This is a genomic window from Arthrobacter sp. fls2-241-R2A-172, assembly GCF_030208885.1.
Classification (GTDB): Bacteria; Actinomycetota; Actinomycetes; order Actinomycetales; family Micrococcaceae; genus Arthrobacter.
In genome coordinates, this window is the sequence record NZ_JARVTB010000003.1 from 576,530 (window position 1) to 589,211 (window position 12,682).

A 12,682-nucleotide genomic window follows, 5' to 3' on the forward strand; every position below is an offset into this window, starting at 1 on the left:
GAAGGAAATTTCACACCATGGAAAAGGATTTGAAGGTCGGCATCGTAGGTTTTGGCCTGCGGTCGGGGCTTTGGAAGCATGCCCACAAGCCGGGCGAAGGCTCTGAAGTCACCATCGTTTGCGACCTCAGCGAACGCGGCCGCGCAGACGCTGCTGAACGCATCCCCACCGCGCAGATCACGGATGATCTTGAGGAGCTGCTGGCCAGCGGCCTGGACGCCGTACTGGTCCTGACCCCCGATAACCAGCACGCCGCCGTCGCCGTCCGTACGCTCAAGGCGGGCATCCCCACCTTCTGCGAGAAGCCGCTGGACATTACCGTGGAGGCCGCGGACCTGATCCTGAAGACTGCTTACCAAACCGGTACCCGGCTCTACGTCGGCCACAACATGCGCCACATGCCGGTGGTGGTCCAGATGCGCCAGCTCATCGAGGACGGCAGGATCGGTGACGTTAAGGCGGTGTGGTGCCGGCACTTCGTGGGCCACGGCGGTGACTACTACTTCAAGGACTGGCACGCGCAGCGGGCCAACGTCACGTCGCTGTTGCTCCAAAAGGGTGCCCACGACATTGACGTGATCCACTGGCTGGCCGGCGGGTACACCAAGCGGGTTGCCGCCGTCGGCGATCTTGCAGTCTACGGCGACGTGCCGAATCGAAGCGACAACGCCGGAAAGCGCATGGGCGACTGGTTCTCCATGGACAACTGGCCGCCCACGGAGCAGAAGGACCTGGCGGAGGTGATCGACGTCGAGGACATTTCCATGATGAACATGGTGCTGGACAACGGCGTCCTGGCCTCCTACCAGCAGTGCCACTTCACGCCCGACTACTGGCGGAACTACACGGTGATCGGCACTAAGGGCCGGATCGAGAACCTGGGCGATGGGCCGGGGGAGACCATCAACGTGTGGACCAGCCGGTCGTACGGCTATGCCGCGCCGGATGAAGTCATCACCATTCAGGACGGCGAAGGCGGCCACGGCGGTGCCGATCCGCGCCTCATCGATGAATTCCTGCGGTTTGCCTCCGATGGCGGCCAAACACAGACCAGCCCGATCGCCGCGCGGCAAGCCGTGGTGGCGGGCATCCTGGCAGCCGAGTCCCTGCGTGGCGATGGCTCCGCACAGGAAGTGCCGGAACTCCCGGCCGAGCTGGTGGAATATTTCGACGCCGGCCAGCCCGCCCTGGTCCGCGACTGAGCTAGCGGGGACTGGACAGTTCGATGAGCTCGGTCATGACGGTTTGAAGTGACTCGCAAACCGTCATGACCGATTTTCTTTTGAGAGCCTCAGGCCGGGCGAGGATGTCGATTTTGCGGACGGAATTCACTCCGGCCAGCGGGCGCAGCACCACGCCTGCGTCCAGCACGCGTCGGGCCGTAAACCTGGGCAGCAACCCAATTGCACCACCGGCCGAGACCAGCGCCGCAACGGTGGAATAGTCATTGATGCGGTGCAGCACCTCCGCGGGGCGCCCGCTCACGGCCACGACGGCGGCCAAGACATCCGCGGGGGAGTAGCCATCGCGGCTGGTCACCCAGGTTTCATCGACGACGTCGGAGGGCTCCAACTCGGTCCGGCCCGCCAAAGGGTGATGCGCGGGGAGCGCGATGTCCAACGGCTCGTCGGCCAATGGAATCACCGCGACCTTGTCTTCGGGCCAGGGCGGGCTGTTGTCCATCCGGTGCGCCAGGACAAGGTCATACCGCGCGGCCAACCCCGGGAAATCCTCCTGGGCCACGTCTTCGTCGGACAGCCGCAGTCGTGGTGACATCCCGCCGTCGGACGCTTTTTCTGCTGCCAGCAGTGCGGCCAAGGGCGCGAACAATGCTTGCCCGGCACTGTGGAAGGCGCTCACGCTGACAGGCGCGTCCGGAGCGTCGTGGTAGGCGCCGATCGCGGCCCGCGCATCTGCCATGGCGTTGACGACGGCAGCACCCGCTTCCGCGAGGACGCGGCCGGCGTCGGTCAGTACCAAAGCCCTGCCCTCCTTGCGGGTTAGGGGCACATCCACCGACCTCTGCAGGAGCGCGAGCTGTTGGGACACGGCGGACGGGGTGACCATGAGGGTCTCCGCCACGGCCTTCACGCTGCCGAGGTCCCCAAGTTCGCGAAGCATCTGCAGCTGATGAATTTCCATTAGCAAATCCTAAATCGTTGATTGAGAAGAATCTAGTTGTGCTAAATCGTTGGCGGAGCTTCAATGGACTCAGCAGCAGCGAAGCAGCCCTAAGCCAGTGAGGAATCCCATGAAGGCTCTCTACAAATCCGGACCCCACGCAGGGTTTGAACTCGTCGACCGTCCCGAGCCCGAAGCCGGCCCCGGCGACGTCAAGATCCGGGTCATGACCACCGGCATCTGCGGCACCGACCTCCACATCCAAAGCTGGGACGCCTGGGCGCAGGGGATCATCGAGGCACCCCTCATCGCGGGCCACGAGTTCTACGGTGAAGTGGTGGAAATCGGCGAGGACGTCCGCGACGTCAAGGTAGGGGACCGGGTCTCCGGTGAAGGCCACGTGGTCTGCGGAATTTGCCGCAACTGCCGTGCCGGACGCCGCCAGATGTGTATCCACACCGTCTCCGTCGGCGTGCAGCGCGATGGCGCGTTTGCAGAGTACGTTGTGATCCCGGAAACCAACGTGTGGGTCCACCACGACGAATCCGTTACCCCGGAACTCGGCGCCATCTTCGACCCCTTCGGCAACGCCGTGCACACCGCATTGAGCTTCCCGCTGGTCGGCGAAGATGTGCTCATTACCGGTGCCGGACCCATCGGACTGATGGCCATCGCCGTCGCCCGCCACGCCGGCGCCCGCAAGATTGCCATCACCGACGTTTCCGCGCCCCGCCTGGAACTCGCCCGGCAGATGGGCGTGGACCTCGCGGTTGACGTGTCCAAGATGCGTGTCCGCGACGCGCAGCAGGAACTGGGCATGCGTGAAGGGTTCGACATTGGACTGGAAATGTCCGGACACCCCACGGCACTGCCTGAGATGATCGACAACATGAACCACGGCGGACGCATCGCCATGCTGGGCCTGCCCAGCCAGTCCATCGACATCGACTGGGGCAAGGTTGTCACCCACATGCTCACCCTGAAGGGCATCTATGGCCGTGAAATGTTCGAGACCTGGTACGCCATGAGTGCCATGCTCTCCTCCAACCCGGTGCTCCACCGCAGTATCTCCGCAGTGGTCACCGACAAGCTCTCCGCATCCGACTGGGAAAAGGGCTTCGACATCGCCCGCAACGGTACCGGCGGAAAAGTGGTCCTCGACTGGACCGAACTCTAACCGGACCGAATTCCCCTCACCCTTAGGAACACCCATGTACTCAGCCATCAAAGACCAACTGCAGGGCGAACTCGACGAGATCCGCAGCGCCGGACTCTTCAAGACCGAACGCCACATCGACTCCCCGCAGGCCAGCCACATCGCTGCCGGCCAACTCGGCCAGCCCGCCAACAAGGTCCTGAACTTCTGCGCGAACAACTACCTGGGCCTGGCCGACCACCCGGACATCATCGCCGCGGCCAAGTCCGCCATGGACGAGCGCGGCTTCGGCATGGCTTCCGTACGTTTCATTTGCGGTACCCAGGACCTCCACCTGGAACTGGAGGCCCGCGTTTCGGCGTTCCTGGGCACCGAGGACACCATCCTGTTCTCCAGCTGCTTCGACGCCAACGGGGGTGTTTTTGAGTCGCTGTTCGGTCCGGAAGACGCCATCATCTCCGACTCCCTGAACCATGCCTCCATCATTGACGGCATCCGCCTGAGCAAGGCCAAGCGCTTCCGCTACGCCAACCAGGACATGGCTGACCTGGAAGCGAAGCTCGTTGAGGCCTCCGGTTCACGACGCAAGATCATCGTCACCGACGGCGTCTTCTCCATGGACGGCTACCTGGCACCCCTCGAAGCCATTTGCGACCTCGCCGAAAAGCACGACGCCCTGGTCATGGTGGACGACTCGCACGCCGTTGGCTTCATGGGACCCACCGGTGCCGGCACCCCCGAGCACGCCGGCGTTTCAGAAAGGGTGGACATTTACACGGGTACCTTCGGCAAAGCCCTCGGCGGCGCCTCCGGCGGCTACGTTTCCGGCCGCGGCGAGATCGTTGCCATGCTCCGCCAGAAGGCACGCCCGTACCTGTTCTCCAACTCCCTTGCCCCGGCCATTGTTGCCGCGACCATCAAGGCGATCGAACTGGTCCAGGAATCCGGCGAACTGCGCACCCGCCTCTTCGAGAACGCTGCCCTGTTCCGCCGCCGCATGAGCGAGGAAGGCTTCGAACTGCTCGACGGCGAACACGCCATCATCCCGGTCATGTTCGGCGACGCCGTCATGGCGGCACGGGTGGCGGACCAGATGCTCCAGCACGGCGTTTTCGTCACCGCTTTCAGCTTCCCCGTCGTGCCCAGGGGCGCCGCCCGGATCCGCGTTCAGCTTTCGGCTGCCCACAGCGCGGACGACGTCGAAGCGTGCGTCCAGGCGTTCGTCAAGAGTCGCGCCGCGGTCGCCTAAGCCCGACGCTCTCTCACGTCCCGCCCGTTTGGGCCCAACGCTCTCTCACGTCCAGCCTGTTTGGGCCCGACGCTCTCTCACGTCCTTCAGGAAAGTGCGTGAGGGTTTGGGTTTTGTGGGTGGGATGTGAGAGAGGATCTGTTCTGACAGGATGGAGCCATGGCTTCGAATTATGACGTGGTAATCGTTGGCGGCGGCATCGGGGGGCTTTCCCTGGCCGCGGCACTGGCAGGCAAATGCACGGTTGCATTGGTTGAGGCCGAACAGTCCTTGGCTTTTCACACGTCTTCGCGTTCCGCAAGGCAACTCATCCCCAGCTATGGTCCGGCCGTGGTGCAGGACCTGACCGTCCGAACACTGGAGATGCTGGGGGAGAGGGACGCGCAGTCAGCGGAACCGATCCTCACGCCCCGGGGCTTCATGCTGGTGGGGGATGAGGAGACCGTACGGGCTGAAGCCAGCGGCAACATGCACCCTATTTCCCACGATCAGGCCATGCAGCTGTGCCCGGCCCTTAACCCTGATTCCTTCACGGCCGCGGGCCTGGATAACGGGTCGTTCGGCTGCAACGCCCCGCTCCTTCTTGAGGAACACCGCCGTACGGCCGAAGCTGCCGGAGTGGACATCATCACCGGGGCCAGGGTGCATTCGGCACAGCGGCTGGGCAGTGGCTGGCAGGTGGGGGCAGGAACCGAGGGGTTCCAGTCCGGCGTCGTGGTTAATGCGGCCGGTGCGTGGGCGGACGAGCTGGCCGTCATCAGCGGTGTGGAGAAGCTGGGGCTTCAGCCGTACCGCCGGACGGCGGCGATCGTCAACGTCGACCATCCGCTGACGCCGGAAACGCCCATGGTTTGCGCCGCGGACGATTCCTTCTATTTCCGGGCCGAGGGCCGGCAGGTCCTGATTTCGCCGTCGGAAACGGTGCCGAGCGGTGCCGAAGATGCCAAGCCGTACCCTGGTGACGTGGAGGCTTTGATCACCAGGCTCAACGCCGTGACGTCGTTGGGAATCCGGTCCGTGGACCGCGCCTGGACGGGGCTGAGGACCGAAGCCGCGGACGGAATCCCGGTGGTGGGATTCGACGCCGAAGCGCCTGGCTTCTTCTGGCTCGCCGGACAGGGCGGCTACGGTTTCCAGACATCGTCCGCCATAGCGCAGCTGGCGGCAGCACTCATCCTGGGGGACGTTGAAGCCGACAGTCCGGAATCCCGGACAGCGGAGCAACTTGCGGCAGTACGCTGGTCCATCCGGCGCTGAACAATAGGGTCATGAGCGGAAACAGGAACAGCGGCAGCACACTCATCACCAACATCGGCGAGCTGATGACCCAGGACCTGGAGCGCCGGGTCCTCAAGGATGCGGCAATCGTCATCGAAGGTGAGCGCATCGCATGGCTGGGGTCCAGCACGGATGCCCCGTCGGCTGACGAGCTGATCGACGCCGAGGGCCGCGCCGTCCTGCCCGGCTGGGTGGATTCGCACTCGCACCTGGTCTTCGCAGGTGACCGCACTGCCGAGTTCGAGGCCCGCATGGCCGGCGAAAGCTACAGCGCGGGCGGAATTGCCGTCACCACCGGCGCCACACGATCAGCCAGCGACGACGAACTGACCCGCCTTGTGCGGGACCGCGTGGCCGAGGCAGTCTCCCAAGGCACCACCTACCTGGAAAGCAAGACCGGTTACGGGCTGGACGTGGAAAACGAGGCCCGCAGCGCCCGAATCGCGGCTGCGGAAGTCGATGAAGTCACCTATCTCGGCGCGCACCTGGTCCCGAAAGGGTCCGACCCGGAGGAGTACACGGACCTGGTCTGTGGTCCCATGCTCGACGCCGTCCTGCCGTACGTCCGGTGGGCCGACGTTTTCTGCGAGCGGGGTGCCTTCACGGAGGACCAGTCCCGCCGCGTCCTGACTAGCGCCCGCGATGCCGGCCTGGGCCTCCGGGTGCACGGCAACCAGCTGGGCGAGGGCCCCGGCGTTGCCCTGGCTGTCGAGTTCGCGGCTGCGAGCGTCGACCACGTCAACTACCTTTCGGACAAGGACGTGAAAGCGCTCGCGGAAACATGGGCCGGCTGGGATCCGGCGACGGGACAGGGGACGAAGGGGACGGTGGCAACCTGCCTCCCCGCCTGCGACCTGTCCACCCGCCAACCACTGGCACCCGGCCGCGGGCTGATCGATGCCGGCGTGCAGATCGCGCTGGCGGCCAACTGCAATCCCGGCACCTCCTACACCAGTTCCATGGCGTTCTGCGTCACCACGGCCGTGCTCCAGATGCACCTGAGCGTCCATGAAGCCGTCCGCGCGGCAACGTATGGCGGCGCCTTGGCGCTGGGCACGGAGTCAGGGAACGACGCCGACGGCGAACGGGCGGTGGGTTCGCTCGCCGTCGGCCATCGCGCTGACCTGCACATGCTCAAGGCGCCGTCGGCCACGCACTTGGCGTATCGTCCCGGCATCCCGCTGACACACTCGGTGTGGCGGGCGGGCATACGCGCCGTCTGATTCTTAAAAGAAGCGCGGGGTCACTTACGGCCCCTTCCGAAGGTCCGGATGGGCTATAAGTGACCCCGCGTTGGGCCTATGCGCAGCTGAACTTGGCGTCGGCCCAGTCGCCCCAGTCATCGCCTGCGTCGTCGCCGTTCTTGTCGGCGATCAACTCGATAGTGCGAACACCTGTGATGTCCACGTTCAGGGGCAGTGCTGTCGAGTCGGCGCTGAGGACGGGGGTGCGCAGAAGCTCCCGCCCGTCGCCCTTCACGATGAACACCACTGAGCCGTGCAGGCCCTTGTTCAGCTTGGTGTCGTCGACTCCCACCACGGCGGTGAAAGCGTTGCACTTGGCTTCCGTGGCGATGCTGATCTTCGAATCGGCATGGACGCCGATTCCCTTGGAGTACACGACGCCGTCGAGCCGCAGCGCTGGCCCGTCGCCAGCGTTCTGCTCACCATTCGCCCGGTTCCGTTCCGCAGGTCCCCAACCGTTGGTGCTGCCGGTCCATGGCAGGTCGGAGGCGAACACGGTGCCCGACAACACGGGTGCCGGGGGCTCCTGTGCGGTGGAGGAACACGTGAACTTTGCATCTGCCCAGTCCGCGTGGTCGTTGCCGTTGGAATCACCGGCGTCGTTGGCCACCAGTTCCACGTACTGGGCGCCGGTGACGTCCACGGTGAGCGGCAGGGGAGCACTTGTGGCTCCCAGCACCGGGGTAGTGACCTTGGTGGTGCCGTCAGCCACCACGGAGAACTTCACGCTGCCCCGCGTCGCTTGCGCATCATCGATGCCCACGATCGCGGTGAAGGCAGTGCAGTAGCCGCCAAGGTAGTACCGGACGTTACCGTTGGCGTGGGCACCGAGGCCCTTGGCATAAACGGTGCCGTTCAGGGTGAGCGGCGTCCCGTCGCCGGCCCCGGTCCCGCCGTTGGACTGGTCCTTCTCCACGGGTCCCCAACCGTTGGTGGCGCTGACCCAAGGATGGTCGCTGGCGTACACCGTGGCCTGGGGAGGTTTAGGTAAAGTCCGCACCGTGGTGGTGGTGCTGAGGGCACGGGTCCCTGCTGGCTCTGTGGTGGTTGAATACTTGGCGCTCGCGGTGATGGGGTAGTCGCCGTCCGCCGAAGCCGGTGCGGTGATCTTCCACGTGGTGGTCAACGTACCTCCGGCGGGCAGGGTTGCAGCCGTGGCGGGAGTGGCCGGGGTTGCCGTCCACCCGTCGGGCAGCGCAAGGGAGATATCCAGCCCGTTGATGGGGGCCGGTTCATCCGAGGTGAAGGTGGTGACGAAGTCCTGGGCCTTGCCCTGCTGGATCACGTCGCCTTGAAGGGCCGCTGAGAGTTGCGCGCAGGCCGGGACCGATTCGGAGGCTCCGAGGTCTTCCACCAGGAGGTTGTCCAGGCTGAAGTCCGAACCGTTGGAGCTGCCCGTTCGCTGCAAACCGACGAAGTAGTCCCCGCAGAAGCCGGTGTCCAGGGTCTGCTCGAACCGGGTGGTGGACGTGGCGGCGCCGATCGCCTGGCTGCCCGTCACTGCCGGGCCGGCTTGCGAGTCGTAGCCCGAAACCCAGGCGTACTGCCCGGCCTTGGAGTTCTGGTAATCGAACGACACCTTGTACTTGTGGCCGGCCTGGAACGGCATGGTTGCCTCGGTGGTGCGGTACACCAGGCCCGGTCCACCGTCCGGGCCAAGGTTTTCGTCATGGGCGATCAGTGACCAGTTTCCGCCCAGTACTTCGTCGATCACGTTGGTGTTCCAGCCCTTTTGGGTGAAGGGTTCGTGGCGCTCGGTGATGTGGGTTCGCGGGTCCGTGGAGCCGCCGGCGTCGCCCTTCACGAACGGTCCCCAGCCTTGGTCTACGTTTTCGAAGTCCTCGCTGAGCACGCCTGTTGTGGTCACCCGGGTGGTCTTCACCGCCCGGAAGTCGTCGACGCGGACTGTTGCATCGCCGTCGGCCGCCATGATGCTGACGGTGGCTTTGGTGTTGTTGTGGGGAACGTCCACCAGCACGCGGATGCGCTGGAACGAGGTCCCGTGTTTCTCGTCGCCGGCCACGAAGTTCTCGGCGTTGGAGGAATCGATGGTGGTCTTTTCCGTTGTCCCTCCAACAGTGACTGAGAGCGTCGTGGGGCGGGTTTTGCCGGGTTCAATTTCCACCCAGGCGCTCACGGACTGGGTTCCGGCGTCCAGCTTCACTTCCTGGCTGATCGACGACGGCGTTGCCCCCAATGCGGCGAAGCGGCGGCCCTTGTCGTCGCGGACCTGCGTGACGGTGCCGGTGGGATTCCACGGGGAGAGGTCTGCGCCGTTGAAACCGGGGTCGTTGAAGGATGTGCCTTCACCAAAGTCCGCCTTCTTGGGAAGTGCGTTGTCCTTGGCGGTGAGGACGTAGGGCTGCTTGGCATCGGCCGTGACGCTGACCTGGCCGTTGACCACCGGGACATCGGCAACCTTGACGCGGCCGTTGTCGGTCAGTTTGAACAGCTCAAGCGTGCGGGACTTGGCGAACTCCTTGGTCAGGGTCCACGTGCTGGCTCCGCCTGCGGGGTTGTAGTGGTAAAGCTTGTCTGCCTTGCCGTCCTCCTTGGAAGCCCACGGCAGAAGGTACGTTCCACCCTGGAGGACCGATGCGCCGCCAACGGTGATGGTGCGCTCGGCAGCGGTGTTTCCAGTCACGGCCACGCCATCGGCAAGATCGATGCGGTCGGGCGTCCACTTGGTGATCTGGTGATGCTGCAGGAATTTGGCCGGCAGGTTGGCCGTCCACACGTTCTCGCTGAACGCATTGAAGTCGTTCTGCCCGGTCCACCCTTCGAACTCCACAATGTGGCTCACACCGAGCTTGGGGTCCGGGTTCCACACGTCTGATTGGGTGTTGTTGATGAAGCGCAGGATTTGGGAATTGATGCCCTTGTTGGTGGAGCCGCCGTATTTCTCGTCGTTGGCCCAGTGCGACCACGTGTTGTTCCTGGACAGGTGGTCCGCCCATTCGGAGCCCACCCGGAAGCCATTCTTGACGAGTTCCTGCTGCAGCCGTTCGGCGAGCCAACCGAACTCGTAGTAGACGTCCACGTAGACGAAGTCCAGGTTTTTGTCGGTGGCGTCGCGCAGTTCTTTGATGCGTTGGGCGAGCTTGCCGGAGTTGATGTCCTGGCGCTGGTTGATGTAGTAGGACTGGTCCAGCCAGTTCCAGCCGAGGCCCTTGTCCGCCCTCAGGAGGTCTTCGCTGAAGGATTTAGCTTCGGGGTAGATTTCCGTGGCATTGATGTGGACACCGAAGCTGGCGTTCCAGTCCTTGCCTTCCTTGACCAGCTTGTTGAGGTCCTCAAGCCCACCGGCCCGGGTGTTGAAGTTGTTGCCGTAGTCCGTGTTGGCCGAGTCGTGGCCCTCGCTGGTGTAGCCCTTGAGCATCGCCACCTGCCCCAGGCCGTCTGTTGCCAGGGAGATGCGTTTGACGTCGTCAAGGGTGCGGAGGAACGGGTGGGTTGCCTGGGAGGCGAAGTTGAAGGGGATGTGGGTGATCACGTTGTCCGGGGTCTGTTCGCCTTTGTTGGGACTGACTTGGATGGATCTCATGGCGATGGCCGCGTCCTGCCAGTCCACGCCACCGTCCGCGTTGGCGTCGGCTGTGATCGCCACCCGGGTCCACGGCAGTTCCTCGGTACTGTCGGAGCCTTCGGCCCGGTAGAGCCATTGGCCACTCGCCAAGCCCATGGAAACCCCGCCGGCGCCGTCGCTCACTGCCTGGCGCCAAAAGCGTCCGCGGTCTTTGGCGCCCGGCCCGGACGATGTGTCGTAGAGGGCGTTGGATTCAACGGCGGCGCCCAAGGATGCGGTGTTGGCCAGCGCATATGCGGAGCTCTTGGCTGCAGTATCAAGAGGGGTCGAGGCGGTGATGGGTGTGAACTCATCGCCGGTGACGCTCCGGTCCACGGAGAGGTTTGCCGTGGACACCTGGGCGCCTGGCTGCGTGGAGCTGACGGCCACCAGGTTCAGCCGGGGGAGTTGCAGTGTTTTTACTTGGTGCTCCGCCGTGTCCTTGATCTCCGTGACGTTGAACGAGACCACGTTCTTCTTCACGGACAGCCGGGCTTTGATCACGGTATTGCCGAACCCGGGCACGGTGAGGACGTAGTCCCTTGCATCTTTGCCCGAGACAGTCGATGTGCCGCTGACGCTGTACTCCGTGCCGTTGATGGTGATGGTGGCAAGCCGTGCGGTGGTTCCGTCCAGGCGGGCCTTGGTGGCTGTGTCGGTGTAGCCAAGGACTTGCGGAAAGGTGGTGGCCACGTCCACCCGGAGTTGTCCGGAGGTGATGGTGGCGGTGTCGGACGCGCTGATGGTTTCGGAGGGTTGGGTGGCGGCGGAGGCCGCTGCGGGTGGGAGGGCCATGAGGCCCAGCGATGATGAGGCGACGACGCACGCCAAGCTGAGCGAGGCGAGCCGTCCGGGGGATGACAAGCGGGGCATGATGCTCCTTCTTGATTTTTCCAAGCTATTAACAGTCATGTTCTTGCGGACTCAACCAAGACTGCTGCATCGGACAGAAGTTGACAAGAGTTAACAAGCAGTTAACTAAAATGCACACGAAGACACATGATTCCCCATGACCGGCACGGGTCGCACCAATGCGCGGTTCATGAGCAGTCTTCTCCCACGGATGATCCTTGTGAGATCGAAAATGATCGTTTAGTGTTTCTATAGATCAGAAAACGTCATTAACTTGAGTGGGAACGGGAACACGATGAGCGAGAACACACTGGGCGCCTTCATGGAGGAAGAGCTGGTTTCCCAGCCCGACGTTTGGCAGCGGGCCGTTGAACAGGCGGGATCGGAGCAACAGCTCCCCGCCGACGGCCAGCGCATCGCCGTCATCGGCTGTGGAACATCCTGGTTCATGGCCCAGAGCTACGCGGCTGCCCGCGAATCTGCCGGCAAGGGCGTGACCGATGCGTTCGCTGCCTCCGAGGCTTTCCTGAACCACAACAGCGCCGATCGCCAGTACGACGCCGTTGTGGCCATTACGCGCTCCGGCACCACCACTGAGGTACTTGAGATCCTGGCCGATTTGAAGGGGATCGTCCCCACCGTTGCGATCATTGGTGACACAACGTCTCCGATCATTGACCTGGCGGACACTGTGATTGGCCTGCAATACGCCGATGAGCGATCCGTGGTCCAGACCCGGTTCGCCACCACGGCTTTGGTCTACCTGCTCAGCAGCCTCGGGATCGACGTGCAGCGGGCCATCGAGGACGCCCGTGACGCCGTCAGCGCTCCTGTCTCCCAGGAACTGTTGGACGCGGAGCAGTTCACCTTCCTTGGCACTGGCTGGACAGTCGGCCTGGCCCACGAGGCCGGCTTGAAAATGCGCGAGGCAGTCCAAGGCTGGACCGAGTCGTACCCCGCCATGGAGTATCGCCACGGCCCCATCTCCATCGCTGCCCCCGGTCGTGTCACCTGGTTGTTCGGTGCCCAGCCCGAGGGCCTCGACAATGACATGGCAGTAACCGGTGCCCTGTACGTCCACACAGACAAGCACCCCCTGGCCGAATTGGCCCGGGTACATAAGGTCACCCTGGAACGCGCACGCGTCCGCGGACTCAATCCTGATCTGCCCCGCAACCTGACACGCTCCGTCATTCTCGACGCATCAGCCTAGGCAA

8 protein-coding genes are annotated in these 12,682 nt (G+C 64.1%); 6 read left to right on the forward strand and 2 right to left on the reverse strand.

Going from position 1 to position 12,682, the window contains the following annotated elements:
• The first annotated feature begins 17 nt into the window (after positions 1–17).
• Positions 18–1,202 (forward strand): Gfo/Idh/MocA family protein, encoded by a 1,185-nt coding sequence (locus QRM57_RS08085; protein WP_284986204.1) that lies wholly within the window; start codon positions 18–20, stop codon positions 1,200–1,202.
• Between the two features lies 1 nt (position 1,203).
• Here the strand turns inward: QRM57_RS08085 and QRM57_RS08090 are convergent, their stop codons facing one another.
• On the reverse strand, positions 1,204–2,142 hold the full coding sequence (locus tag QRM57_RS08090) for a LysR family transcriptional regulator (protein ID WP_284986206.1): 939 nt from the start codon (positions 2,140–2,142) through the stop codon (positions 1,204–1,206).
• Positions 2,143–2,251: 109 nt separating this feature from the next.
• On the opposite strand from QRM57_RS08090, the gene tdh reads away from it, so the two are divergent.
• From tdh to hutI, 4 genes are all read left to right on the forward strand, one after another.
• Entirely contained in the window at positions 2,252–3,298 is a 1,047-nt protein-coding gene (gene tdh, locus QRM57_RS08095) for an L-threonine 3-dehydrogenase (RefSeq protein ID WP_257368516.1), read from the forward strand.
• 34 nt (positions 3,299–3,332) lie between these two features.
• Positions 3,333–4,526: a glycine C-acetyltransferase gene (locus QRM57_RS08100; RefSeq protein ID WP_284986207.1), complete on the forward strand. Its 1,194-nt coding sequence runs from the start codon at positions 3,333–3,335 to the stop codon at positions 4,524–4,526.
• A 159-nt stretch (positions 4,527–4,685) separates the two neighbouring features.
• Entirely contained in the window at positions 4,686–5,783 is a 1,098-nt protein-coding gene (locus QRM57_RS08105) for an NAD(P)/FAD-dependent oxidoreductase (RefSeq protein WP_284986208.1), read from the forward strand.
• 11 nt (positions 5,784–5,794) lie between these two features.
• Positions 5,795–7,027: an imidazolonepropionase gene (gene hutI / locus QRM57_RS08110; RefSeq protein ID WP_284986209.1), complete on the forward strand. Its 1,233-nt coding sequence runs from the start codon at positions 5,795–5,797 to the stop codon at positions 7,025–7,027.
• Between the two features lie 76 nt (positions 7,028–7,103).
• Here the strand turns inward: hutI and QRM57_RS08115 are convergent, their stop codons facing one another.
• A complete protein-coding gene (locus QRM57_RS08115) occupies positions 7,104–11,486 on the reverse strand; it encodes an endo-alpha-N-acetylgalactosaminidase family protein (RefSeq protein ID WP_284986210.1) in 4,383 nt (1,460 codons plus the stop codon).
• Positions 11,487–11,760: 274 nt separating this feature from the next.
• On the opposite strand from QRM57_RS08115, the gene QRM57_RS08120 reads away from it, so the two are divergent.
• The gene (locus QRM57_RS08120) at positions 11,761–12,678 is read left to right on the forward strand and encodes an SIS domain-containing protein (protein WP_284986211.1); all 918 of its coding nucleotides are present in this window, start codon (positions 11,761–11,763) and stop codon (positions 12,676–12,678) included.
• Positions 12,679–12,682: the final 4 nt, after the last annotated feature.